The sequence below is a fragment of the Agromyces fucosus genome (assembly GCF_004134865.1).
Lineage (GTDB): Bacteria > Actinomycetota > Actinomycetes > Actinomycetales > Microbacteriaceae > Agromyces > Agromyces fucosus.
Genome location: NZ_SDPO01000003.1, coordinates 763,011 through 789,325 on the forward strand (window position 1 = coordinate 763,011; position 26,315 = coordinate 789,325).

General features: G+C 71.7%; 17 protein-coding genes. 12 read left to right on the forward strand and 5 right to left on the reverse strand.

Annotated features, from left to right (window positions below):
• Positions 1-9: 9 nt before the first annotated feature.
• Positions 10-918, forward strand: a complete 909-nt coding sequence (gene sucD, locus ESP57_RS15075; protein WP_056010699.1) for a succinate--CoA ligase subunit alpha — start codon at positions 10-12, stop codon at positions 916-918.
• Between the two features lie 79 nt (positions 919-997).
• Here sucD and ESP57_RS15080 read toward each other — a convergent pair whose 3' ends face one another.
• Positions 998-2,971 carry a prealbumin-like fold domain-containing protein gene (locus ESP57_RS15080; protein WP_129232114.1) on the reverse strand — a complete coding sequence of 658 codons (1,974 nt, stop codon included), beginning with the start codon at positions 2,969-2,971 and terminating at the stop codon, positions 998-1,000.
• 412 nt (positions 2,972-3,383) lie between these two features.
• Between ESP57_RS15080 and ESP57_RS15085 the strand changes: the two genes are divergently transcribed.
• The 7 genes from ESP57_RS15085 to ddaH all read left to right on the forward strand — a co-directional run bounded on the left by ESP57_RS15085 (position 3,384) and on the right by ddaH (position 11,831).
• Positions 3,384-3,911, forward strand: coding sequence for a hypothetical protein (locus tag ESP57_RS15085; protein WP_115961306.1), 528 nt, complete (start codon positions 3,384-3,386; stop codon positions 3,909-3,911).
• An 83-nt stretch (positions 3,912-3,994) separates the two neighbouring features.
• Positions 3,995-5,479 (forward strand): hypothetical protein, encoded by a 1,485-nt coding sequence (locus ESP57_RS15090; RefSeq protein WP_129232115.1) that lies wholly within the window; start codon positions 3,995-3,997, stop codon positions 5,477-5,479.
• Positions 5,480-5,510: 31 nt separating this feature from the next.
• Entirely contained in the window at positions 5,511-6,851 is a 1,341-nt protein-coding gene (locus ESP57_RS15095) for a cell division protein PerM (protein WP_129232116.1), read from the forward strand.
• Between the two features lie 48 nt (positions 6,852-6,899).
• Positions 6,900-7,493, forward strand: a complete 594-nt coding sequence (gene purN / locus ESP57_RS15100) for a phosphoribosylglycinamide formyltransferase (protein WP_056010683.1) — start codon at positions 6,900-6,902, stop codon at positions 7,491-7,493.
• Complete coding sequence (gene purH / locus ESP57_RS15105) at positions 7,490-9,100, forward strand: bifunctional phosphoribosylaminoimidazolecarboxamide formyltransferase/IMP cyclohydrolase (RefSeq protein WP_129232117.1); 1,611 nt, start codon at positions 7,490-7,492, stop codon at positions 9,098-9,100. The genes purN and purH overlap by 4 nt, the downstream gene beginning before the upstream one ends.
• 263 nt (positions 9,101-9,363) lie before the next feature.
• Positions 9,364-10,458, forward strand: coding sequence for a Glu/Leu/Phe/Val dehydrogenase family protein (locus ESP57_RS15110; RefSeq protein WP_056010676.1), 1,095 nt, complete (start codon positions 9,364-9,366; stop codon positions 10,456-10,458).
• A gap of 119 nt (positions 10,459-10,577) precedes the next feature.
• The gene (gene ddaH, locus ESP57_RS18865; protein WP_279387798.1) at positions 10,578-11,831 is read left to right on the forward strand and encodes a dimethylargininase; all 1,254 of its coding nucleotides are present in this window, start codon (positions 10,578-10,580) and stop codon (positions 11,829-11,831) included.
• Here the strand turns inward: ddaH and ESP57_RS15120 are convergent.
• From ESP57_RS15120 to ESP57_RS15135, 4 genes are all read right to left on the reverse strand, one after another.
• The gene (locus ESP57_RS15120; protein WP_129232118.1) at positions 11,803-12,501 is read right to left on the reverse strand and encodes an ABC transporter ATP-binding protein; all 699 of its coding nucleotides are present in this window, start codon (positions 12,499-12,501) and stop codon (positions 11,803-11,805) included. The genes ddaH and ESP57_RS15120 overlap by 29 nt on opposite strands.
• Positions 12,498-13,553: an ABC transporter ATP-binding protein gene (locus ESP57_RS15125; protein ID WP_424220049.1), complete on the reverse strand. Its 1,056-nt coding sequence runs from the start codon at positions 13,551-13,553 to the stop codon at positions 12,498-12,500. Before ESP57_RS15125 ends, ESP57_RS15120 begins: the two co-directional genes overlap by 4 nt.
• Before the next feature lie 142 nt (positions 13,554-13,695).
• Positions 13,696-16,449: an ABC transporter permease gene (locus ESP57_RS15130; RefSeq protein ID WP_129232119.1), complete on the reverse strand. Its 2,754-nt coding sequence runs from the start codon at positions 16,447-16,449 to the stop codon at positions 13,696-13,698.
• Positions 16,446-19,487 (reverse strand): hypothetical protein, encoded by a 3,042-nt coding sequence (locus tag ESP57_RS15135; protein ID WP_129232120.1) that lies wholly within the window; start codon positions 19,485-19,487, stop codon positions 16,446-16,448. The genes ESP57_RS15130 and ESP57_RS15135 overlap by 4 nt, the downstream gene beginning before the upstream one ends.
• 495 nt (positions 19,488-19,982) lie before the next feature.
• Between ESP57_RS15135 and ESP57_RS15140 the strand changes: the two genes are divergently transcribed.
• From ESP57_RS15140 to ESP57_RS15155, 4 genes are all read left to right on the forward strand, one after another.
• Positions 19,983-21,836 (forward strand): ABC transporter ATP-binding protein, encoded by a 1,854-nt coding sequence (locus ESP57_RS15140; protein ID WP_424220018.1) that lies wholly within the window; start codon positions 19,983-19,985, stop codon positions 21,834-21,836.
• Positions 21,833-23,638, forward strand: a complete 1,806-nt coding sequence (locus ESP57_RS15145; protein ID WP_129232121.1) for an ABC transporter ATP-binding protein — start codon at positions 21,833-21,835, stop codon at positions 23,636-23,638. Before ESP57_RS15140 ends, ESP57_RS15145 begins: the two co-directional genes overlap by 4 nt.
• 205 nt (positions 23,639-23,843) lie before the next feature.
• The gene (locus ESP57_RS15150; protein WP_056010658.1) at positions 23,844-24,509 is read left to right on the forward strand and encodes a response regulator transcription factor; all 666 of its coding nucleotides are present in this window, start codon (positions 23,844-23,846) and stop codon (positions 24,507-24,509) included.
• Positions 24,509-26,293 carry a sensor histidine kinase gene (locus ESP57_RS15155; protein WP_129232122.1) on the forward strand — a complete coding sequence of 595 codons (1,785 nt, stop codon included), beginning with the start codon at positions 24,509-24,511 and terminating at the stop codon, positions 26,291-26,293. Before ESP57_RS15150 ends, ESP57_RS15155 begins: the two co-directional genes overlap by 1 nt.
• The last annotated feature ends 22 nt before the right edge of the window (positions 26,294-26,315 follow it).

Genomic DNA, 26,315 nt, shown 5'->3' on the forward strand with positions numbered 1-26,315 from the left:
GATTCAGACATGACGATCTTCCTCAACAAGGACTCCAAGGTCATCGTCCAGGGCATCACCGGTGGCGAAGGCTCGAAGCACACGTCGCGCATGCTCGCGGCGGGCACCCAGGTGGTCGGCGGCGTGAACGCGCGCAAGGCCGGCACGAAGGTGCTGCACAACGACGCGGCAGGCAACCCGGTCGAGCTTCCGGTGTTCGCCTCGGTCGCCGAGGCCATGGAGCAGACGGGGGCGGATGTCTCCATCGCCTTCGTTCCCCCTGCCTTCACGAAGGACGCCGTGGTCGAGGCCATCGATGCGTCGATCCCGCTCCTCGTGATCATCACCGAGGGCGTGCCCGTGCAGGACTCGGCGGAGTTCTGGGCCTACGCGCAGGAGAAGGGCAACGCGACGCGCATCATCGGCCCGAACTGCCCCGGCATCATCAGCCCCGGTGAGGCGCTCGTCGGCATCACGCCGGCGAACATCACCGGCAAGGGGCCGATCGGCCTCGTGTCGAAGTCGGGCACGCTGACGTACCAGATGATGTACGAGCTGCGCGACCTCGGCTTCTCGACCGCGATCGGCATCGGCGGCGACCCCATCATCGGCACGACGCACATCGACGCGCTCGCCGCGTTCGAGGCCGACCCCGAGACGAAGGCGATCGTGATGATCGGCGAGATCGGCGGGGACGCCGAAGAGCGCGCGGCCGACTTCATCAAGGCGAACGTCACGAAGCCGGTCGTCGGCTACGTCGCAGGCTTCACGGCGCCCGAGGGCAAGACCATGGGCCACGCCGGCGCCATCGTCTCGGGCTCCGCGGGCACCGCGCAGGCGAAGAAGGAGGCCCTCGAGGCCGCTGGCGTCAAGGTCGGGAAGACCCCGTCCGAGACCGCCCAGCTGCTTCGCGAGGTCTACGCGGCGCTGGGCGCATAAGCGCTCAACCCGTGGCGAAGGCCCCGTCGGCGATGCCGGCGGGGCCTTCGTTCATTCAGTCGTTCGACTCATCCTCCCGTCACGGGTCGATCACGATCGTGCACGTCACGGTCTGCGGCTCCAGGTTGTTGAGGGTCAGCGAACCGTCGCCGTTCGCACCGGTCGACGTGTCCGGGTCCGGCAGGCCGGGGACGCAGTCGATGGTCGATGCCGTGCCGCCGTCGATCTGCGAGTCGACCGAGACCGTCAGGTTCGTCAACGGCATGTTCTTGAACGACACCGTCGCGGCGGGAGTGATCGGATCGCAATCGCCCTCGCTCTCGACGACCGTCGCCGTCTTGCCGTTCGCGCCGACCAGGTGGTAACCGGTCGGTACGGTCTCCGTGACGGTGTAGTCGCCAGCGAACGCGCTCACGAGCAGCCCGGGGACGCAGGCGACGCCGTTCGCATCGGTCACGGCCTGCACGCCGGCGGGCGGCAGGCCACCACCGGTGACGGTGAACGTGACGCCCTGGTGCGGGTAGTCGCCCGATCCGGTCGCCGCGTGCTTGCGCGTCTTCACGATCTTGATCGCGCCGACCTCCCTGCTGTTGGTGAACGTGCAGGTCACGGTCTCACCCGCGGACACGGCGATCGCCCCGACGGCGGAGCCGTCACTGCAGGTCGACGACTGGAGATTCCAGTTCGCTGGCACGGTCTCGGCGGCGTCGTACGTTCCGGGAGTCAGCTCGGCGAAGGTCTTCGAGTCCTTGCCGGCAGCCCCGGGTGCCGTCGTGGTGAGCGTGAATGCGGCGGGCGTCAGGGAGCTCGACGTGAAGTCGAAGGCGCCCTGTCCGTCAGCGGTGACCTTCTCGATGATGATCGTGCCGCGTGGGCGGTTCGTGAACGTGCAGTCCACGGTGTCGGTTGCGCTCGCGAGGTTGAACGAGACCGTGCGTGTGGCGACATCGGTCGTCACGTTCGCCCCGGCCGAGCTCGCACTGCAGTTGATGCTCAGCAGATCCCATCCGTCCGGTGGGAGGTCTTCGGAGACCGTACCGGCCTGGCCCGTGAGCACTCCGGGGATGACCTTCACGCCGTCATCCGTCAGGTTGAAGGTGTTCGGAACCACCGGCGAGGTCGTGAACGCCTTCGTGAAGCCGAACGACGTCACGTTGGGGTTCTCCTCAGGGAGCGTCTCCTTGCGGATCGTCACCGAGCCGCAGTTCGAGATGTTCGTCGGCGCGGGTGCGATGAAGTCCTTCATCGCCGCTGAGAAGGAGTCGGAGGACCGGCTCTTCAGGTACGCGCTGCCGAAGGAGACGCACGTTCCCAACCCGCCTGTCAGGGCGGTGAAGTTCACGGATGCCTCGCCGAAGGTGCGAGCCGAGATCGCTCCGAGGCCGTCAGCAGCGCCGGCGGTGATCGCCGTCGTGTTGATCGATCCGGTCGCGTTGCCCGCGGACGTGAGGTTGTTGCGCGTGCTCCAACAGGGAACCGCGTTGCTCGCCGCGCACTGGTTGCCTGCGCCCGCCGTGATCCAGCTCGATACCCAGAGCACGGGGTTCGTGCCACCTTGCGACAGGTCGTACTGGATGAGCAGGTCGCCCGCAGTGCGGACCGGCGTCACGTTGTTGGCCGAGATGGTCGACGACTGGTTGAACTCGAAGTCCATGTTGGTCGTGCCGCTCGGCTCCTGAACGCGGTGCCAGAACATGTGCAGGAACTTGGTGCCGTTTGCTGTGGTCTCGAGGTAGGTGCCGAAGTTCTTCAGGTCGCTCTTGTTCGGCGGGATGCTCCCGTCGACGACCGAGGGCACCAAGGTGTCCTCCTTCGCGCCCTGACCGAACGAATCGTCGCCCGAGCCGGTCGGCAAGTCGGCCTTGCGGTTCTCGGTGACGCCCGCCCAGTCGAGCGACGGTGCCCCGTCGTCGACCACGAGGTTCGCGTTCGTGTCGATCTCGAAGTTGCTGCCCGCCAGGCTGACCTCGGGATGGGATGCCTGCGCTGGTCCGGCCGCGATCACCCCGGTCAGGATGAGCGCGCCGGCGGCCGAGGCCGCGACGATGCGCATGGGCCTGCGCACGGGGTGATCTGGTGGTGTGGGGCTTGGCAGGGTGTGGTCGCGTCGAAACATCGTCGCCTCCGTTGGGGGGTGTTGCAAACTTCCGATCGGTCGGGATGGCCGATCGGGTCCCCTTTGGGCGTGATGGGCGGCGGTGTGCCGGCGCGCGCGAAGCGCGTAAGTGCCTGTCGTCAGTCCGGCCGCCTCGGGTAAGCGACGACCGGCAGCATCAAGACCCGAAGAGGAGTCTTACGCTTGTCAGGCGCAGGCTACACCCGGCGAGGAATGGCCGAGCGGAAAGATGAAAGATCCTCACCCTCCAGAACGGGGGGTGTCGCTCTGCCGGACTGCCGGAAGCCGATCCGCAGCAGCCGCGCGGGAGCCGTTCCGTGCGACCGGGCTCCCATGCCAGAGTTGGAGGATGAACGAGCAGCAGTCGTCGGAGCAGGGCATGAGCCAGGCCCACCGGATCGTCCGGGCCACCTTCGTCACGGAGGAATCCGTCTACGGAGTGCTTCTGGTCTCGGGCATGATCGTCGCCTCGGGCGGCCATGGGGAGAGCTCGTGGCGCGTGTTCTGGAGCGTCGCGATCACCGTCGTGGTCTTCTGGGCCGCGCACGTGTACGCGGGAACCGTCGCCCACCACGGTCTCGACAACGACCGGGTCGTCGGCCTCCGGGAGTCGTTCGGTCTCGCACTTCTCCGCTCGCGCGGGCTCCTGCTCTCGTCGGCGATCCCGCTCTTCATCCTCCTGCTCGGCGCGACCCGGGCGATCCCCGACCCCGTGGCGATCTGGACGGCACTCTGGGCGGGCGTCGTCGTGCTCGCGGTGCTCGGGTACATCGCCTTCCACCGACGAGGTGCGTCGTGGCCGGTGAAGGTGCTTGGCTCCCTCATCACCGCCGGGTTCGGTATCGCCCTCATCGTGCTGAAGGCCGTCATCCACTGAGTGACGCGACACGACCCCTTCACGCGAATGGGACGATGCGCCGAGGAACGGGCGGGCGCTAGGGTCAAGGGCAGGGGTGCCTCATGGCCAAGAACGGTGACAACGAGCTCGAGGCGCGGATCGCCGCGCTCGAGTCCGAGAACGCAGCGCTTCGCGCAGGCCTCGAGCAGGGGGTCGAGGATGCCGCGGCATCCGCTGCGCCGAAGCCCAGGCGCAGCTGGGGCCGGAGCCTCACGGCCGTCGTGCTCATCGTGGTCGGCCTCCTGCTCGCGCCGGTCGCCGTGATCACCGCATGGGCTCGCCTCGAGCTGGCCGACACGAACCGCTTCGTGGCGACCTTCGCGCCGATCGCCGAAGACCCTGCGGTCCAGGCGTACATCGGCGACGAGGTGACGGCTGCCATCGAGGAGCAGGTCGACATCCCGGGGCTCACGTCCGACGTGTTCGACGGGATCCGCTCGCTCGGGCTGCCGCCGAAGGCCGATGCGGCGCTGGGACTGCTGGAGGGCCCGGCGACGCAAGGCATCCAGTCGCTCGTCTCCGACGTCGTCGACCGGCTGGTCACGTCCGAGGCGTTCGAGGACATCTGGGCGAACACGTTGCGCATCACGCACACGCAGTTCGTGGCCGCCATGCAAGGCGATCCCGATGCCGCGCTCGCCATCGGCAGCGACGGCACCATCTCCGTGCAGCTCGGGCCCATCGTCGAATCCGTGAAGCAGCGTCTCGTCGACCAGGGCGTCGGCTTCGCGCAGGCGATCCCCGACGTGGATCGGAGCGTGGTCATCGCGCAGGACGACTCGTTCGCGCTCATCCGCACGCTCTACGCGCTCGCCGTCGGCGTCGGCACCTGGCTGCCGTGGGTCATGCTCGCGTTCCTCGTGATCGGTGTCGTCGTGGCACGCAACCGCATCAGGGCGCTCGTCTGGACGGCCGGCGGCTTCGCCCTCTCGATGGCGCTCCTCGCCGCCGGCGTCGGCATCGGCCGCTGGTACTTCGTCGGCACCGTGAGCCCGTCGGTGATGCCGGCGAACGCCGCGGAGGCGATCTACTCGGGGCTCATCGAGATCATGATGTCGACGGTGGTGGCGCTCCTCGTGCTCGGCGTGCTCGTGGCCGTCGTGGCCTGGTTCTCGGGCCCGTGGCGTCCGGCCCGTGCAATGCGCGGATTCGCCGGTTCGGGGTTCGCGGCCGTTCGGCGTGCCGCGGCATCGCACGGTGTCACGACGGGGCGGTTCGGCATCTGGCTCGATCGCTGGCGGGTCATCGCGTACATCGCGATCGCGGTCATTGCATCGCTCGTGGTGCTGTTCTCGCGTCCCGTCTCGACGAGCTTCGTCGTCACGACCGTGCTGCTCGCACTCCTCGCACTGCTGATCGTCGAGCTGCTCCGGCGACCGGAATCCGAGGTGGGGGCTTCCGGAGTCGCGTCGATCGGTGACGTCGAGGAGGCCGACGAGACCGTGCTCGTCACGGTCGGGCCCGACGGCGAGGCGGTCGCGACGGTCGTCGACGAGGTCGAGGTCGAGTCGTCGAGTCGGGCCGACCCCGCACGTCCTGCCGACTGAGGAGCGCCGGGCGGGATAGGCTCCCGGTGGAATGAGACGCACGACGATCGCCCTGCTCGCCGGCCTCGAGGCATCCGTCGCCGCCCTCATCGGCCTCGGCATCGCGCTCGTGCCGCTCATGCTGCTGTGGGCGGTGCACTTCGGGCTCGCGATCGACGCGACCCTCTTCCTCCGTGCGGCAGCCGACGTGTGGCTGCTCGGCCACGGCGTCGACCTCGTGCTGCAACTCGACCCGATGACCGCGGAGCAGACCGGTCTGCCGGGCGCCGGCGACCCGTTCCCGATCACGATCGCACTCCTCGGCTTCGCGCTCATCTCGGTCGCCTTCGCGCGTCGCATCGGCCGGCGCTCCGCCGCCGAGGGGCACTCGTTCACCGGAGGCATCGCCGCCGTCGCCGTCTACGCGGTGGTCGGCTTCGTGCTGGCGAGCGCAGCGGGCGTCGACGGCGCGAGGTCCTCGCTCTGGCAGGCCGCGCTGCTGCCCGCGTTCGTGATGGGCGTCGGCGTCGTGATCGGAGCGGTCATCGAGACGCTCCGAGACGACCCGATGACGGATGCCGCGGGCGGCTTCGTGCGTCGCCGCGTCGCCGAGCTGCCCCCGGCGCTCGTCGACACGGCGCGCATCGTCGTGCGCATCGGCGCCGGTGCGGCGTTCGGCCTCCTCGCGGTCGCGGGGGTGCTCGTCGCGGGGCTCATCACGGTCGACTACGCGACGATCGCCGGGCTCTACCAGTCGCTCGGCAGCGGGATCGACGGCGGCATCGCCCTGACCGTCGCCGAACTCTCACTCATTCCGAACCTCGTCATCTGGGGTGCTGCGTGGCTGCTCGGGCCCGGGTTCGCGCTCGGCGCGGGATCCTCCGTCGCTCCGACGGGCACGCTCCTCGGGCCGGTGCCCGGCATTCCGCTGCTCGGCGCGCTGCCGAGCGAGGCCCAGCCGTTCGGGGCGCTCTGGCTCATCGTGCCGGTGCTGCTCGGGTTCCTCGGCGCGTGGCTCGTGGTGCCGGCTCGGTCGTCGGCGGCGTGGAATCCGCGAGGTCGCGACGACGTGCGCGCCGCCTGGTGGTTCCCCGTCGTGATCGGCATCGGCTCCGGGGCGGCGGCCGGACTCGTGCTCGGCCTCCTCGCCTGGTGGTCGGGCGGCGCAGTCGGTCCGGGCCGGCTCGCCGAGGTCGGCCCCGATCCGCTGGCCGTCGGCGGCGTCGCGGCACTCGTGTTCGGCATCGGCGCCCTCGCAGGCGCGTACTCGGCGAGGGCGCGCGGCCGGTCGGAGGGCGACCACGAGGCATCCGCTAGACCGTCGTTCGATCGCCGCTTCGACGAGCAGCCGCCGCCGTTCGATCCGAACACGACCGAAGTGCTCGGCCGGTAGCGTCACTGCGGCGCGGTATCGAACCTTCGGCGCCGGTAGGCTCGAAGGGTGCTGAAGCTCGTCGTCCTCATCTCGGGCACCGGATCGAACCTTCGTGCCCTGCTCGACGCCTCCGCCGATGCGGAGTTCCCGGCGCGGGTCGTGGCGATCGGTGCCGATCGCGACGCCGAAGGGCTCGCCCTCGGCGAGGAGTTCGGCGTGCCGACCTTCTCCGTGCCCTTCACGGCGTATCCCGACCGCAACTCCTGGGGCGACGCCCTCATCGCCGAGGTGGCGCGCTGGGAGCCCGACGTGGTCGTGCTCTCTGGCCTCATGCGGCTCGTGCCGCCCGCCGTCGTCGACGCGTTCTCGCCGCACCTCATCAACACGCACCCGGCCTACCTGCCCGAGTTCCCCGGCGCGCACGGGGTCCGCGACGCGCTTGCCGCGGGCGTCACCCAGACCGGCGCGAGCCTCATCGTCGTGGACAACTCCGTCGACGGCGGCCCCATCATCGCGCAGGAGCGCATCCCGGTGCTGCCGGGCGACACCGAGTCGAGCCTGCACGATCGCATCAAGCCCGTCGAACGACGCCTGCTCATCCAGGCCGTGCTCGACATCGCCAACCAGCACCTCGACCTGAAGGAACTCGCACGATCATGAGCGGCGCCACGCACGACCCGAGCCTCTACCGCGACCGCGATGTCGTGCCCGTGAAGCGGGCGCTCGTCGCCGTGAGCGACAAGCGCGGCCTGGTCGAGCTCGCCACGGCGCTCGTCGGCGCCGGCGTCGAGATCGTCTCGACGGGCGGCACGGGCAAGGCCATCGGCGACGCGGGCCTGCCCGTCACGCAGGTCGCCGACGTCACCGGCTACCCCGAGCACCTCGACGGCCGCGTGCGCACGCTCCACCCCGCCGTGCACTCGGGCCTCCTCGCCGACCTCCGCCTCGAGAGCCACGAAGCCGAGCTCGCGGGCCTCGGCATCGCACCCTACGAGCTCGTGGTCGTGAACCTCTACCCGTTCGCCGAGACCGTCGCGGCGGGCGCTGCCCCCGACGCGGTCATCGAGCAGATCGACATCGGCGGCCCCGCGATGGTGCGCGCCTCGGCCAAGAACCACGCGAACGTCGCCGTGGTGGTCTCGCCAGATCGCTACGACGAGATCGCCGCCGCGGTCGCGGCGGGCGGTACGTCCCTCGCCCAGCGCACCGAGCTCGCGCGCGAGGCGTTCCGGCACACGGCGTCGTACGACGTCGCCGTCGCCTCCTGGCTGGGCAGTGTCGTCGCGCCCGACCAGCCCGCCGACGAGTCGCCGTTCCCGGCGTGGGTCGGCGGCACGTGGACGAAGGATGCCGACCTCCGCTACGGCGAGAACTCGCACCAGAAGGGCGCGCTGTACGCCTCGAACGGCGGGCACCCCGGCATCGCGCAGGCCGTGCAGCTGCACGGCAAGGAGATGTCGTACAACAACTACGTCGACGCCGACTCCGCGGTGCGTGCGGCATTCGACTTCGCCGAGCCGGCCGTTGCGATCATCAAGCACGCGAACCCGTGCGGCATCGCGGTGGCCTCGGCCGGGGCATCCGATCCCATCGCCGACGCCCACCGCAGGGCGCACGAGTGCGACCCGGTGTCGGCGTACGGCGGCGTCATCGCCGCGAACCGCACCGTGACCGTCGAGATGGCGCAGACCGTCTCGGGCATCTTCACCGAGGTGCTCATCGCACCGGCCTTCGAGGCCGAGGCGCTCGAGCTGCTCTCGCAGAAGAAGAACATCCGGCTGCTGACGCTCCCCGAGGGATTCACTCCGACGGCGGTCGAACTGCGCCAGGTCTCGGGCGGCATGCTGCTGCAGCAGGCCGACCGTCACTTCGCGCCGGCATCGGAGTGGACCCTCGCCGCGGGTGAGCCCGCCGACGAGGCGACCCTCGCCGACCTCGAGTTCGCCTGGACCGCGTGCCGCGCGGTCAAGTCCAATGCGATCCTCCTCGCCGCAGGCGGCGCCTCGGTCGGAGTCGGCATGGGCCAGGTGAATCGCGTCGACTCGTGCAAGCTCGCAGTCGAGCGCGCGGGGGAGCGGGCGGCGGGTTCGGTCGCGGCATCCGATGCGTTCTTCCCGTTCGCCGACGGCCTGCAGATCCTCCTCGACGGCGGCGTGCGCGCCGTCGTGCAGCCGGGCGGCTCGGTCCGCGACGAAGAGGTGATCGCGGCGGCCCGCGAGGCCGGCGTCACGATGTACTTCACGGGCGAGCGCCACTTCTTCCACTGAGCTGCGGCGCGGTTCCGCCGCAGCTTCGGAGATCTGCACCCATTCGGATGCATCAGCGCATGTGATGCCGAATCTGCGGCGATCTCCGCACCTGTGGTTGGCGGGCGTCGTGAGTGCGTGGAGCGGGGTGCCAGGGCGCGCCCGACGGGCGGATGCCGCGGCATCCGCCCGGCCCTGACGGCGGTACCCTTGAATCGAACCCGTGCTCATGAGGCGCAGGGAAGGTTCCGCCCACGAAGCGGATGATTCAAGGAGAACGATCGATGACGATCACCCACGCACCGGCGACCCCCGCGACCGGCGCAAGCGCAGCACTGCCGACGGAGGCACCCGACCACGAACGGGTGCTCATCACCCGGGGAGCCCGTTCCGGGCTCACGGTCATCGTCGCCGTGCACTCGACCCGGCTCGGCCAGGCCCTCGGCGGCGCCCGGCTCTGGCACTACGGCCAGTGGACCGACGCCCTCGCCGACGCCCTCCGCCTCTCGCAGGCGATGACCATGAAGAACGCCGCGGCGGGGCTCGCGCGCGGCGGCGGCAAGTCCGTCATCGCGATCCCGGCCGGCACGACGATCGACGCCGCGACGACCCACGACGCCATGCTCGACCTCGGCGACGCCATCGAGTCCCTCGGCGGTGCCTACATGACCGCCGAAGACGTCGGCACGAGCGCCGAGCTCATGGCCGTCGTGCACGAGCGCACCGAGCATGTCTGCGGCCTCCCGCCCGAGCAGGGCGGCGTCGGCGAGCCGGCGGATGCCACGGCCGCGGGCGTGCACGCCTCCATCCTCGCGACCCTCGGCGAGGTCTTCGGTTCCAACGACCCGGCCGGCCGTCACTTCGTGATCGCCGGACTCGGGCAGGTCGGCGGACGTCTGGCGCGCAGCCTCGCCGCCGCAGGCGCCCGCCTCACCGTGACGGATGTCGCGGACGGCAAGCGCGCCCTCGCAGGCGACCTCGGCGCCGCCTGGGTCGACCCGGCGGAGGCGCACCTCGTCGAGGCCGACGTCTTCGTGCCGTGCGGACTCGGCGGCGTGCTCACCCCCGAGGTCGTCCGCGACCTCCGCGTCGCCGCCGTCGTCGGCGCCGCGAACAACCAGCTGGCCTCGCGCGACGTCGCCGCCCTGCTGCAGGAGCGCGGCATCGTCTGGGCGCCCGACTTCGTGGTGAACGCGGGCGGGGTCATCTACCTCGACGTGGCGAGCGCGCCCGGCGCCGACCAGGCCGCGCTCGACGCCCGCATCGAGGGCATCGGCGACACTGTGGCATCCGTGCTGCGCAGCGCCCGTGCCGATGGCACGACGACGCTCGAAGCGGCGGAGCGGCTCGCCCGCACCCGTCTCGACGCGGCACGCTGAGCTGCGTGCTGAAGCGGCATCCGGATGTTCCGGGTGCCGCTTCTCGGCGCGCCGATCAGCGCATGCCCGCGCGCCCGGAGGATGAGCGGAGGGCTCCGGCCCGCCAGTAGGCTCGTGCCATGACGTCCCCCGCCATGCCCCCGACCGCCCCGGCCAGGTTCACCCCGGCGATCACCCCGGGGCGGCGGGTGGCAGCGGTGCTCGCATCCTCGGCCGCCGTCGCGCTCGCGGCGATGCTCGTCTCGCTCCTCGCCTTCTTCATCGGCAGCGGGCAGTCGCCGCAGGTGCTCGGCGACGTGTTCGGCCACTTCGCGCTCGCCGCCTTCGTCGCGTGGGTGCTGCTCTCGCTCGCGAACGCCGTGGGGGCGACCCGGGCCTGGTTCCTCACGCTCATCACGGGCTTCACCTCGGGCTGCCTGGCGGCGCTCATCGCGACGACCGTGACCGCGAGTGCCGCGGGCTACCCGTTCTCGGGACCGATCTTCCTCTTCGTCGTCGGCTCCCTCGTGAGCCTCAACCTGATCTTCATCATCTCGATCATCGTCGGCGAGATGCTGCTCGCCCCCATCGTGTTCCGCGGCATCCTCGCCTATTCGCCCGAGGCGATCGAGCGGCGCATCGCGCTCGTGCGCATCCCGGCATCGAACCTCGACGAGGCGGTGCTCACGCATCGGGAGCGGCAGCCCACCGACCAGGCGCTCGCCGACCAGCAGTGGGACAACTACTGCGCCGCCCTCGTGGCCGAGGGGTGGGAGACGATCGAGGTCGACGCGGCGCCCGAGCTCGCCGACTCGGTCTTCGTCGAGGACACGGTCGTGATGTTCGGCGATCTGGCCGTGATCGCGAGCCCGGGCGCCGAGTCGCGTCGCCCCGAGGTCGAGGCGGTCGAGCGCGCGCTGCGCGAGGTGCCCGGACTCACGGTGACGCGCATCGAACTGCCGGGCACCCTCGACGGCGGCGACGTGCTGAAGGTCGGTTCGACGGTCTACGTCGGGGCGTCGGATCGCACGAACGCCGAGGGCATCCGGCAGCTGCGAACGCTGCTCACCCCGCATCGGTACACGGTCGTGGCCGTGCCCATCACGAAGGCGCTGCATCTGAAGAGCGCCGCCACGGCACTGCCCGACGGCACGATCATCGGCGACCCGGCGCTGCTCGACGTCACCAGCCTCTTCCCGCGATTCCTGCCGGTGTTCGAGCCGCAGGGCGTCGCCGTCGTCGAGCTGTCTCGCGAGTCGCTGCTCATGTCGTCGTCGGCGCCCCAGACGGCTGCGATGGTCGCGAGCCTCGGCTACCGGGTGGTGACCGTCGACATCTCCGAGTTCGAGAAGCTCGAGGGCTGCGTCACATGCCTGTCGGTGCGGGTGCGCTGAGCGAGACCGCCCGGCCGTCGTGCAGCTCGAGCACGTGGTCGGCGCGGCCGACGAGCGCGGGGTCGTGGGTCGTGACGACGGCGGCCACGCCGCGTGTGTGCACGAGCTCGCCGATGAGGTCCATGACGGTCGCGGCGGTGCCGCTGTCGAGCTGACCGGTGGGCTCGTCGGCGAGGAGCAGCTGCGGACGCGCAGCGAGCGCACGGGCGATGCCCACCCGCTGCTGCTGGCCGCCCGAGAGCTCGTAGGGGCGCTGGGCCGCGTGACCGGCGAGCCCCACGAGGGCGAGCGACTCGGCGACGCGGGCGTCGCGTTCGGCGGGGTCCATGCGCTGGAGACGCAGCGGCACCTCGACGTTCTCCGCCGCCGAGAGCACGGGGATGAGGCCGAACGACTGGAAGATGTAGCCCAGCCGGTCGCGCCGCACGGCGGCGAGCTCGTCGTCGTCGAGGGCCGACAGCTCGTCGTCGCCGAGAAGCACGCGCCCGCTCGTCGGCCGGTCGAGGCCGCCGAGCAGGTTGAGCAGGGTGGTCTTGCCGGCGCCCGACGGGCCGGTCACGACGAGCAGCTCGCCCGGCCGCACCTCGAGCGACACCTCGGCGACCGCGTGCACGGCCCCCGCCTTCGCCTCGAAGACGCGGCTGATCGAATCGGCGCGCAGCGTGCTCATCGCTCTTCCTCCGGTGCATCGGTGACGGATGCCTCGGCCGCGCGTTCCTCGGCGCGTCGAGCACGTCGGGTCGTGGGGGCGGCAGGCGGTGGGCTCGTCGGACTGGAGGCGGTCGACGCATCCGTGTGCGCGCCGCTCGGAGCACGACCGCTGTCCGCCGCATCGGGGGACGCCTGCTGATCGGTCGGGCGCCACGCCGCGGCATCCGCTCGCCCCTCGTCGCCCGGCCACACGCCGACGTGATCGGCCTCGAGCGCGAGTCTCACCCGGTCGCGGAGCTCGAGGCTCTGCATGAAGTCGTGCGGCAGCTGGAGCCGCCCCACCCGGTCGAGCACAGCGAACTCCTCGGCGATGTGCTCCTCTTCGCCGTGCTCGTCGAGTCGCGTCGACCGCAGCACCTCGGTCGAGGTGCGCCCGTCGCGGATCTGCACGGTGCGGCGCACGTGATCGGACACCGTCGGGTCGTGCGTGACGATGAGCGTGGTGACGCCGAGCTCCTCGTTGACGCCGCGCATCGCCTCGAGTACCGCGGCCGACGTCGCCTCGTCGAGCTCGCCGGTCGGTTCGTCGGCGAGCAGCACCTGCGGCGCGTTCGCGAGGGCCACCGCGATCGCGACGCGTTGCTGCTGGCCGCCCGAGAGCTCACCGGGTCGTCGGTCGTGCAGCTCGCCGACATCGAGCAGCTCGAGGAGCTCCGCGACGCGGCTCGCCCGTGCGGCACCTCGGAGCGTGCCCGCGACGTTCATCGCGAGCGCGACGTTCTCGGCCGCGGTCAGGTACGGGAGGAGGTTGCGGGAGGTCTGCTGCCAGACGAAGCCGACCGTGTGGCGCTGGTAGGCGACGCGTTCGCGGGCACCCATCGTGAGGAGGTCGTGGCCGGCGACCCGGGCGACACCGGCCGTGGCGGTGTCGAGACCGGAGAGGATCGTCAGGAGCGTCGACTTGCCCGACCCCGAGGCGCCGACGACCGCGACCATCTCGCCCGGGTCGACCCGCAGGTTCAGGCCCTGGAGTGCCTGCACCTCCACACCGTCGGCGCTGAAGATGCGCACCAGGTCGGTGCAGAGCACGTGCGGCTGTGCCGCAGCGGCGGGGGAGCCGTGGTGCTGCGACGCCGGGGACTGAGCCTGAGTCCGGGGCTGGGCCGGAGTCTGCGCCTGGGCCGAGGCGGGCTGGTCGGTGCTGGTCACGGGGTCATCCTTCCTCTTCCTTGCGCATCGCGCGAGCGGCGTTGACGCTGCCGTCGATGCGGGATGCCACGGTGGCCGCGGCGACCGTGACGAGCACGCTGCCCGCCAGCACCGCGGTGATGAGCCACGGGTCGAGCGTCACGGCCGGTTGGGCGTCTCCGTCGGTGAACGCCCGCAGGTCGATGCCGGCGAGCACGACGAAGGGCAGGGCGGCCCCGAGCAGCGCACCGGCGACGAGGGCGATGAGGGCCACCGGGCCGATCTCCCAGACGACGAGTGCACGCTCGCCGCGGCGGCCGAGGCCGAGCGTCGAGAGCAGCGGGAGCAGACGGTCGCGGGCCGGACGGCCCACGACGAGGGTGAGCACGATCGCGAGAGCCGTGAGCAGGCTCGCCAGCACGATCGCGACGACGAGCGAGATGACGAGGCCCTGCGTCGTCGGTCGCTCGCGCAGCTCGGCGAGCAGCGCTTCGGGCGTGACGACCACGGCATCATCGCCGGCGATCGCTGCGAGTGCTGCGGTGACCTCGTCGGCGTCCGCGCCGGGTTCGAAGCGCACGAGCACGGTGCGCGGCACGAGCGTCGCCGTGAAGGGCTTCGCGTTGGCGACGTCCATGAGCACCCAGTTCGCGCGAGGCGAATACGCGGTGCGGCCGTCGACGACGCCGAGCGCCTCGAAGTCCTCGCCGTCGAGCTCCGCGGAGTCGGCCGCGGAGACGAAGTCGGCCACCGTCTTCGACAGCACCACCGGCACGTCGTCGGCGCCGGTCTGCGACAGCCCGTCGGGGAGGGGCGTGGCGGAGTCGCGGCCGGCCTGCACCTCGCGCATCTCGTCGGTGTCGACGACGATGAGCGTCGAGGTGCGGGTGCGCCCGTCGGCGGTGACCTTGGTCGGCTTCGCCGAGTACACGGGCGCGGTGGCCGCGACGCCCGGTACGGCCGCGAACCGGTCGAGCTGCTCGAGGGTGAACGGCGTGCCGCCGACGGCGGCGTCGGCTCCGACCTGGGCGTCGGCGGCGCGCTCGACGCCCGCCTGCACCGTGCCGAGCAGCACCGACGAGAACACGGCGACCGAGACGCCGACCACGACGGCGAGCACGGGCACGAGTCCGGCCGACGGGTCGCGGAGCGCCCGCGCCGAACCGAGGAACGGGACGAGGCCCGCCCTGCGCGCGGTGCGGCGGACGAGGGCGGCGAGCGGGACCGGGTAGACCCGCAGCACGATGAGGCACACGAGCAGCGAGAGCAGGAGCGGTGCCGCCGCGAGCAGGGGATCGACCCCGGTCGAGGCGGTCGAGGTTGCGAGACCCCGCCGGTAGAGCAGCACGACGGCGGTGACCGCGAGCACGGCGACGAGCACCTCGGCGATCCAGCGGAAGCGTCCGGTCGCGGGCCCGCCGAGGTCGGTTCGGGCACGGCGGAGCGGACTGAGGCCTGGTTCTGCCGAGACGAGCAGCGCCGCCGGAGTGAGCGCGAACAGCGCCGCGATCGCCCACCCGGAGACGCCGCCGTCGGCTGCGACGAGCAGCGTGCCGAGCACGCCGCCGACGATCGCGGCCGGCAGGCCGATCGCGAGCCCCTCGAGCGCGAGGATGCCGCGGAGCTGGCCGGGCGAGGCGCCCCGTGCTGCGGCCAGCTCGAGGCCGGTGCGACGTCGCTCGAACACGACGCGGGCCCCGAGCACGAGCACCGCGATCATCACCCCGATGGGCCCGGACGCGATCGTGGCGAGCACGGCGTCGCTCGCGCTCGCAGCGACTGCGGCGTCGTCGAGCGCTTCCGTGAGACCGCTCGTGAACGCGACCTCGCCGACGGTCGCGAACCAGTACTCCCATGAGCCGCCGCCGAGCACGAACACCTGGCTCGTGAACTCGCCGAGCTGCGCGGTGAGCTCGGACGAGTCCGCGGCGCGGATGCGCTCGGGCAGCACCGGGAACCAGGCGTCCATGGTCGTGGGCAGCTTCGACTCCTGCAGTGCCGCCCACGAGACGGGGTCGGCGAAGCCGAGGCCGGTGACCTCGATGTAACCGCCGGGCGTGTAGGCGACCGACGGTTCGAGCGCCACCGGAGGCACGTGCGTCCAGAAGCCGTCGTCGGGGTCGATCGCCGCGAACGTGCCGACCAGTCGCACGTCGTGCGGGGCCGTGCCGATGGGGATCGAGCGCTCCTCGCCGAGCGCCCACTCCATCTCCTCCGCGACGGCGTCGGCGAGGACGATCTCGAGCGGGGTCGGCCCCGGCACCTGGTCGGTCAGGGCGGCGGGCCACTCGCCGGCCGTGAGCTCGATGTGCTCCCGGATCCGCGGATCGAACGCCGTGAAGAGCTGATAGGAGGTCGAGCCCTCCGCAGCGCCCGCCACGCTCGCCTTCGTCGGTCCGGCGACGAGCACCGTGAGCGGGTCGGCGGTCACGTGCGTCAGCAGCTCGGGCATGCCGGCGCGGATGTCGAGCAGGCGCTGCTCCTGCGCGCCCCAGATCGCCTCGATGTCGGGCTCGAGGGAGGTGCCGCCGGTCGACGCCCCGAGCTCGGGCAGGTTGCGGCTGGAGGTGACGACGTCGATCTCGCGCCCCGGGAACTGCCCGAGCGAGTCCTCGAGCGCCGCGGTGTGCATCGCGGCGACCGCCCGCGGCACGCCGGTCGCGAGGAGCGCACCGCCGAGCACGAGCAGCGCGAGCATGATCGACGCGACCGGCCCGGCGAAGAACTGGCGTCGGAGGAGCCCGGCAGCGCTGAGCCGCGAACGGTGGCCGGCGGTCATCCTTCCTCCTGCCTGAGTCCTGGGCGCGAGGCGATGGCGCGAACGGATGCCGCGGCGCCGCCCGCGATCACGGCGGCGAGCGCGAGGAAGGCGGCGATGCCGAGGAGCCACGGCGCCGGGTCGACGGCGAACTCGACGGGCACGGCGGCGGGCACGTCGGCGACGGCGGCCCTCGCGAGCTCGCGCGCGGTGAGCAGCGCCGTCGCGAGGCCGACGATCGCGCCGATCACGACCGCCGTGCCGAGGGTCACCGCGAGCTCCGCGATGCGCGCTCGCGATTGCGTGCGCGCGGGAACCCCGAGCGCACGCAGCACGACGATCTCGCCGAAGCGGCTTGCACCGAGGGCGGCGACGAGCGCCACGACCGAGATGAGCGCGAAGAGCAGCGCTCCGCCGGCGCCGACCCAGAGGACGGCGATCGCCGGGGCGATGAACGGCGCCGACGACGCCGCCGACCTGGCGTCGGCGGTCACGGTCGAACCGTGCGCGCGGTCGAGATCGGCGGCGAGCCGTTCGGGCTCGGATGTCGCGATCCACCGTTCGCCGAACGCCGGCACCCCCGCATCGGCGTCGAAGGCGTACCGCTCGAGTGCTGCGAGATCGGCGAGCACGCCGTCGTCACCCGCGGTCGGCACGACCGGGATCACCCCGGCCACGACGGCGTCGACCTCGGCGCCGCCGGTGAGCACCCGGAACGCGAACGCGTCTCCGATGCCCGCCGAGATGCGCTTCGCGAGGTCGGCGCCGAGCACGACCGGTAATGGATCGCTGCCGCCCTCGGTGAGCGTCGCCAGGGCGGTGGGCGACTTCGAGGTGAGGAGGTGCTCGCGCTCGACCTCGAACCCGGGACCCGCGACGCTCGCGCCGTCGAGGGTGATCGCCCCGAACGAGACGAGCACATCGGCGCCTGCGGCTCCCGAGAGCGAGGCGTCGAGTCCGATGAAGCGCAGCCCCTCGGCATCGGGAACATCGAGGCGCACCGCGCCGCCGCCCTCCGCGACGCCGACGGGCACCGGGGTCACCGGAGTCGCCGCCCCGCTCCCGGTGAGGAACCAGGCGTTCACGGCGACGGCGCCGCCCGTGCCGGCAGGGGCGTCGAGCGCGACGGCGACCTCGAGTGCAGCCGTGCCCTCCGGCACTGGGGTTCCGGCGTCGGCCGCCGACTCGTCGAGCGCTGCGGCGCCACCGGCCGCGCCCGTGCCCGGCGCGACCCGATCGGCTTCGCCGGCGGGCAGTGCCACCACCGTCGCCTGCTCGGATCCGATCCGCACCTCGCCGCGGAAGACCGGGCCCTCCGCCGTGATCCCGTCGAGCCCGTCGAGACCGTCGTCGAGGGCCAGCGGGTCGGGGCCCTGCACGACGTCGCGACCCGCGTACGCCACGCGCACCTCGCCGCCCGTGGCGAGCGCGGAGGCGGTGCGATCGATGCCCTGCCACGCACCCGAGAACGCCGCCGACAGCGTGAGGCCCGCGACGGCGAGCATCGTCACGAGCGATGCGGCGGCGTACAGCGACGCACGCCGAGCGAGCTGACGCATCGGCAACGACGGGACGAGCCCGGGGCGGGTCGCGGCCATTCGCTCGAGCAGCGCGTCGATCGGGCGCATGAGCCAGAGCGCTGCGAACGCGAGGGCGACGAGCACGAGCATCGGTGCGAGCACGGCGATCGGGTCGACCTCCATGGTGCCCGAGGCGCTCGCCACGAGGGGCGAACCGTACAGTCGGAACTGCCAGACGGCGACGGCCGCGAGGACGACGAGCAGCACGCCGCCACCGGTCGCGAGACCGCGCGCCACCCTGCCGACCTCGTCGCCCGAGCCGCGGACGACGGGGCGACGGGCGTCGAGCCACGCGCGACCGGCGACGACGAGCAGGGTGCCGACGACCACGACGGATGCCACGACGACGGCGGTGCCAGGACTGCGGGCCTCGCCCGGACGAACCGCCATGAGCACCGCCTCCGCGGCGACGGCGCCGAGGATCGCGGCGGGCACGCCGAGCACGAGCACCTCGATCGCGGTGTCGCCGGCGAGGCGGGCCGAGGAGGCGCCGCGGGCGCGGAGCAGCACCGTCTCGCCCCGCCGGGCCGATCCGAGCAGCATCGCGAGTCGGGTCAGGGCCGCGAAGCCTGTGAAGGCGAGGAGCAGGAGCGGCAACGGGGCGATGGCCCGCACGGCACCGAGACCCGCCAGGAGCCGGGAGAGCGTCGCCTGCAGCCCGCCGACCGCGCTCAGGCCGTCGGTTCCGATCGCGGGTTCGGCGCGGAGGGCGGGTTCGACGTCGGGCAGTTCAGAGCGGAGCAGTCGCGCCGAGTCGGGGGTCACGGCGGCGGGGTCGACGACCGCGGTCCAGCGCACGACGATCGCGGCGGGCAGATCGAGGGTCGACGACTCGGCCACGAGGAACGGGCCGGCGCCGTCGGCGGTCGCCCCCGTGGCGACGACGCCCTCGCCGAACCACGCCGGGTCGCTCGGCTCGAGCGGCAGCCACGTGCCGACGACGAGGAGGCGCCGTGCCGAGGCGCCGGCGAGCTCGACGACGTCGCCCGGCGCGAGGCCGAGCGATTCGGCCGCGGCCGCGTGGAGCGTGGCGGGCTCGGCAGCGTCGGATTCGGCCGCGGCGACTGCCGCCGGGTCGTCGGGCCAGCTGCCCTCGACGAGTTCCGAGCGCGCAGCTGCACCGGGATCGGCGAGCAGCACCGCACCGAAGGCTGCACCGTCGCTGGTCGCGTCGACCGGCGCGGTCTCGATGCTGCGGCTCCAGGATGCGTGGTACGGGGTGATCATGCGATCGAGCACGGATGCCGCGGCATCCGCTTGCGCCTCCGGGTCCTGTGCCACGCGGATCTGCCACCGTGCCGCGCCCGCAGCGCCCTGTGCCGACGAGAGGCCGCTGCGGAGCCCGCTCGTGGAGGACCCGGCGAGGGCGTCGATCACGGCGGTGGAGAGTCCGGAGAGCAGGAGGACGACCGCGGCGATCGCGACGAGCACACCGGCACGGGCGTTCGCACGGGCGAACGCTGTCCGTGCCGCTCCCACGCGCGCTCCTCGTCGATCGGGTCGCACGCGCGGCGGCATAGGGGCCGGGCCGAACGGTTCGCATCGGGTGTGAACGTCGACAGCGCGCAGCGACGAATCCGCATAGCCTAACGCCGTGGTGGGTCTTGCGCGCCACCTCGTCGAACCCATAGTCTGTAGGGCTGGCCGAGGAGTGAGTTCCGTCCGGCCTCGAGGGTTCGAGAGACGATGACGCAGGAGGACACCATGCAGACAGAAACCGACGCCCGCACGATTGCGGCCTCCGGCTCTGCCCGCCCGGCGTACCTCGTCGGGTTCGCAGGGTAGACCGCCCGTCCTTCGCGCAGGCTCCGCCTGCTCCGCGGTTTCACGCGATCTCGCGATCCGCGGCTTCCTCCACTCCTCTCCTTTTCGCCGACCTGGCCCTTCCATGGGCGTTCGGCGCTCCATTCCGATTGGAAACCGGCTGTGTCCGTAACCCTGCAAACGCCCACCGCACCTGACGCGCCCGAACCCGTGTCGCAGCCTCCCCGACTCTCCACGGTCCGCGCGCTCTGGCGGCTGCGCGAGTACGCCGGTCCCGCCATGCCGGCGTTCGCGGGCAGCATGGCCGCCGCGCTCGTGGCGCAGCTCATCGCCCTGACGATCCCGCAGGTGCTCCAGCAGATCGTCGACGGTCCCCTGGCCAACCAGGAGGCCGACGCCGTCATCCCGCTCGCCGTGCTCGTCTTCGTGCTCGGCGCCGTCGAGGCGATCCTCTTCGCAGTACGGCGCTGGCTCGTCGTCGGCCCCGGCACCAGGGTCGAGGCGCGCATGCGCAACGCCCTCTACGCGAAGCTGCAGGACCTCCCGGTCAACTTCCACGACCGCTGGCCGAGCGGCCAGCTGCTCTCGCGCGCCGTCAGCGATCTCGGGCTGATCCGTCGGTGGCTGTCGTTCGGCCTCGTGCTGACGGGTGCCAATGTCGTGATCATCGTCGTCGGCGTGGGCATCCTGATGTCGATGAACTGGTTCCTCGGGCTCATCTTCCTCGTCTGCTCCCTGCCGCTGTGGTGGGCGGGCTGGCGCTTCGAGGGTCGCTACTCCGAGATGTCGCGACTCAGCCAGGACCAGGCGGGCGACCTCGCGACCGCGGTCGAGGAGTCGGTGCACGGCATCCGCGTGCTGAAGGCGTTCGGCCGCGGCAAGCACGCCCTCTCGACCTTCCGTGCGCAGGCCGAGTCGCTGCGCAGCACCGAGATCGAGAAAGCGCGCCTCGACGCGAACATCTGGGTCTGGATCATGGTGGTGCCGGCGATCGCCCTGTCGCTCTGCCTCGTGGTGGGCGTCTGGCTCGCGTCGCAGGGTCAGCTCAGCGTCGGCGAGCTCGTCGCGTTCTTCGCGACCGCGACCGTGCTCGCCTGGCCGATCGAGTCGATCGGCTTCATGCTCGCGTTCGCCCTCGACGCCCGCACCGCGACCGATCGGTTCTTCGACATCCTCGACAGCGAGAACACGATCGTCGACCCGGCCGAGCCGCGTTCGCTCGAGCGGCCGCGCGGTGAACTCGCCTTCAGCGACGTGCACTTCCGCTACCAGGACTCGCCGGAGCGGTTCGGCGACCTGCTCGACGGCGTCGACCTCGTGCTCGAACCCGGCGAGACGATGGCGCTCGTCGGTCTCACCGGTTGCGGCAAGACGACGATGACCGCGCTCACCACGCGCCTCTACGACGTCACCGCGGGCTCGGTCATGCTCGACGGCGTCGACGTGCGCGCGTTCAGCCGCGACGAGCTCCGCACGCACATCGCGATGGCGTTCGAGGATGCCACGCTCTTCAGTGCCTCGGTGCGCGACAACGTGCTGCTCGGCCGGCCCGAGCTCGCGGTCGACGACCCCGCCGTGCAGGCGGAGGCCGATCGCGTGCTCGACGAGGCACTGCGCATCGCCCAGGCCGGCTTCGCCTACGACCTGCCCGACGGGCTCGACACCAAGGTCGGCGAAGAGGGCATGAGCCTCTCGGGCGGCCAGCGCCAGCGGCTCGCGCTCGCGCGCGCCGTCGCGGCCAAGCCCGCCGTGCTCGTGCTCGACGACCCCCTGTCGGCGCTCGACGTCGCGACCGAAGCGCGGGTCGAGGCGGAGCTCCGCTCGGTGCTCGCCTCGACCACCGCGCTCATCGTGGCGCACCGCCCGTCGACGGTCATGCTCGCCGACCGGGTCGCGCTGCTCGAGAACGGCCGGATCACGGCGGTCGGCACCCACTCCGAACTCCTCCGGGAGAGCGAGCACTACCGCTTCGTCATCACGAGCCTCGAAGACGAGGAACGCAGGAGCAGCGGCGTCGATGCCGTCGACGTCGAGACCACGATCCGAGAGGAGGCGGCATCATGAGCGTCACCGGTGTGCAGGGCGAAGAACGCCAGGACTACTCGAAGGCCGAGTCGGCGCAGATCCGCGCCCGCTCGCGGCGGCTCCTCGGCTCGCTGCTCTCCCCGCTGAAGGTCAAGCTGTGGCTGACGGCGGTGGCCATCGTCATCTCGTCGGCCGCCCAGGTCGCGGGCCCCGCGTTGATCGCCTACGGCATCGACCAGGGCATCCCGGCACTCATGAACCAGGACTGGTTCCCGGTCGCGTTCGCGGGCGTCGCGTACCTGCTGACCGGGCTCGCCGGCGCGTTCCTCATCTCGGTCTACATCCGGATGTCGGCGCGCATCAGCCAGGCCGTGCTCATCGACCTCCGCACACGGGTGTTCCTGCACACGCAGAAGCTCTCGCTCGAGTTCCACGAGTCGTACACCTCGGGGCGCATCATCTCGCGGCAGACGAGCGACCTCGACGCGATCCGCGAGCTCATGGACGAGGGGCTGACCCTGCTCGTGCGCGGCCTGATGTACATGGTGTTCACGGGCGTCATGCTCGTGATCGTCGACGCTCCGTCGGCCCTCGTGCTGCTCGTCGCGCTGATCCCGCTCGGCATCCTCACCCGCTGGTTCCAGGTGCGGTCGCAGTCGCTGTTCCGTCGCTCGCGCGTGGCGTCGGCGAAGCTCATCGTGCAGTTCGTCGAGACCATGACGGGCATCCGCGCGGTGCAGGCCTTCCGCAAGCAGCGGCGCAACGAGACCGAGTTCGGCGAGCTCGTCGAGGACTACCGCGACGTCAACGCGAAGGTGCTCGGGCTCTTCGCCGTCTACAACCCGGGGCTCGCCCTCATCGGCAACACCGCGGTCGCGGTCACCCTCGTGGTCGGCGGTTTCCGGGTCGTCGACGGCGCCCTCGGGGTCGGCGTGCTGCTGGCCAGCGTGCTCTACACCAAGCGGTTCTTCGACCCGATGGAGGACATGGCGATGTTCTACAACGGGTACCAGTCGGCCTCGTCGGCGCTCGAGAAGATCTCGGGCGTGCTCGAGGAGGAGCCGAGCGTGCCCGACCCCGTGAAGCCGGTCGACCTGTGGAACGCTGAGGGTCGCGTGCAGTTCGACAGCGTCGAGTTCGCGTACACGAAGGACCGGGTCATCCTGCCGCGCTTCGACCTCGAGATCCCGGCAGGGCAGACGATCGCCCTCGTCGGGTCCACGGGAGCGGGCAAGTCGACGCTCGCCAAGCTCATCGCGCGGTTCTACGATCCGAGCGACGGCGCGGTCACGCTCGACGGCGTCTCGCTCACCGACCTGCACCCGAAGGACCTGCGTCGCGCGATCGTCATGGTCACTCAGGAGGCGTACCTCTTCTCGGGGTCGGTGGCCGACAACATCGCGCTCGGCAAGCCCGACGCGTCGTCCGACGAGATCGTGCGCGCCGCGATGGCGGTCGGAGCGCACGACTTCATCGAGGGGCTCCCGAACGGGTACGACACCGACGTGAACAAGCGCGGCGGGCGGGTGAGCGCCGGGCAGCGCCAGCTCATCTCCTTCGCGCGGGCGTTCCTCGCCAACCCGGCGGTGCTGATCCTCGACGAGGCGACGTCCTCGCTCGACATCCCGAGCGAGCGGCTCGTGCAGGAGGGACTCACGAAGCTCCTCGCCGACCGCACCGCGGTGATCATCGCCCACCGTCTCTCGACGGTCGCGATCGCCGACCGGGTGCTCGTGATGGAGCACGGTCGCATCGTCGAAGACGGCTCGCCCGCCGAGCTCATCGCGGGCACGGGTCACTTCGCGGCCCTGCACGCGGCGTGGCGGGACTCGCTGGTCTGAGCCCGACCGGCCGATCAGGACGAGCGGATGCCCCGCGCCGAACCCTCGGCGCGGGGCATCCGAATCATCCAGCTTGACGGCCTTTCAACGTGCGCGCCTCCGGGCACCCCCTGAAGAGGGTGCGCGGCAGGGGCCCCGCTCACGATACGCTCGCCCCAGGCGGGCACATCGCCATGGTCACGCCTGCCCTCTGATTGGAGGAGACATGGAGACGCCCGAACGTCCCCTTCGCGTCGCGATCGCCGACGATGCGCTGCTCCTGCGCGAGGGCATCGCGAAGGTCCTCGCCGACGGCGGACTCGAGGTGGTCGCCTCGGTCGGCACGGGCGCAGAACTGCTCCAGGTCGCCGCGCGCGGCGGGCTCGACGCGGCCGTGCTCGACATCCGCATGCCTCCGAGCTACCGCGACGAGGGCATCGTCGCGCTCGAGGAGATGCGGGCACAGGGTTCGACCATCGGCGTGCTGCTGCTCTCGATGTACGCCACCCCCGAGTACGCACTGCGGGTCATGGGCGCCGGGAGCGGCACGGGCTACCTGCTGAAGGAGCGGGTCTCCGAGCCGCAGACCCTCGTGCGCGCGGTCGAGACCGTGGCCTCCGGCGGATCAGTCGTCGACCCCGAGGTCGTCGAGCAGCTCGTGCAGCGCACGCGCGCCGACGACCCGCTCTCGCGCCTCACCGAGCGCGAACGCTCCGTGCTCGAACTCATGGCGCAGGGCTACTCCAACGGCGGCATCGCGCAGACGCTCTTCCTCGGACTGAAGACCGTCGAGACGCATGTGCGCTCCATCCTGCAGAAACTCGACCTCGAGGAGTCGCCCGAGCACCACCGCCGGGTGCTCGCGGTGCTGACGCTCCTCGGCGCGAGGTGATGGCCCCCGGCCGCAAGGGCCGGATCATCAGGCGCACGATCGTCATCGCGCTCGTCGTCGCCGCGAGCCTCACCATGGAGATCACGGGCTTCATCGCGACACCCGAGGCGCTGCGACGCGAGGTGTCGTGGACGACGCTGCACACGATCGTGCCGCTCGTCTTCGCCGCATGCGCCGGGGTGGCGTGGGCGATCGGCCCGTCGCGGCTGCCGGCACGCCTCATGGTCGTCTTCCCCCTCGTGTGGATCCCGCTCTCGTTCCTCCGCGTCATCGAGCACGTCGCCTGGCTGTGGCCCTTCGTCTACGGCGTGCACCTGTGGTGGGCGGTGCTCACCGGCATCCTCGTGCTGCTCTACCCGCGCGGCCGGCTGATCGACGGCGTCGACCGCTGGATCGCCGGCATCGCGCTCGTGACGTCGGTCGGGTACCTGCTCGGCGTGCTGCTGCTCGGCCAGCCCTCGCCCGCCGTCTGCGACTGCACCGCCAACCCCTACCTGGTCGCCGACGCCCCGGGCGTGTTCGCGGTCATCGACGTCGGGTACCGCCTCATCGGCGTGTTGCTCGCGATCGTCATCGCCGTGCGGCTGCTCGTGCGGTGGGTGCGGGGCAGCGTGCCCGCCCGTACCGTCGCCTTCCTCATGCCGATCGCCCTCATCGCCTGGGTCATCACCCTCGCCACGCAGGCCGCCGCGTACGCGTCGGGCGGAGCGGACCTCGTGCTCGACACGGTCTCGCTCGTGGCGATCGCCTCCATCCCGGTCAGCTTCGTCGCGGGCATCGCGCACGCGCGCAACATGCGCGCCCGGGTCGCCGACCTCATGCGCATCACCCGCGAAGGCGCCGACCGGGGACTCTGGGCGGAGTCGCTCGCCCGCACCTTGCGCGACGCCTCCGTGCGCGTCTACTGGTGGGACGAGGAGCGCGCCAGATACGCGGATGCCTCGGGGGAGCCGCTCGACGACGACACCCCCGCCGCCCGGCGCGGCGACCACGGCCTGCTGCCCGTCTCGTCGCCGACCGGCATGCCGATCGCCGTCATCCGCCACGACCGCGTGCTCACCGACAACATGCGCCTGCTCGACGGCGTCTCGAGCGCACTGCGCCTCTCCGTCGACAACGGGCGCCTCCGCTCGGAGATCGAGCGCACCCTCGAGCAGGTGCGGCAGTCGCGGAGCCGCATCCTCGAGGCCGGCGACGAGGCGCGTCGCCGCATCGAACGCGACCTCCACGACGGGGCGCAGCAGCACCTCGTCTCGCTCGGCATGCGCCTGCGCCTCGCGGCGAACCAGGCGCGCGACCGCGGGGTCGAGCCGCTCGGCGTCGAGCTCGACGGCACGATCATGATGCTGAACCAGGCGCTCAAGGAACTCAGGGAGCTCGCGCACGGCATCCACCCCTCGCTCCTGTCGTCGGGCGGGCTCGCCCTCGCGGTGCCCGAGCTCGCGGGCCGGTGCCCGGTACCGGTTGAGATCGACGTGCAGCCCGAGGGGCGGCTGCCCGAGGTCGTCGAGTCCACGGCGTACTTCGTCGTCTCGGAGGCGCTCGCGAACGTCGCGAAGCACGCGCAGGCGACCCGCGGTTGGGTGCGCGCCGCGCTCGTCGACGGCGAGCTCGAACTCGTGGTGCGCGACAACGGCGTGGGCGGGGCCTCGGCCGAGGGCAGCGGCATGCTCGGCATCGCCGACCGCGTCGACGCCGTGGGCGGGCGATTCCGCCTCGACAGCGAGCACGGGGCGGGCACGACGATCACGGTGCACATCCCGCTCGCGGGCTTCGCGCACTGACCGCGCGGCTGCGGGCTCGGAC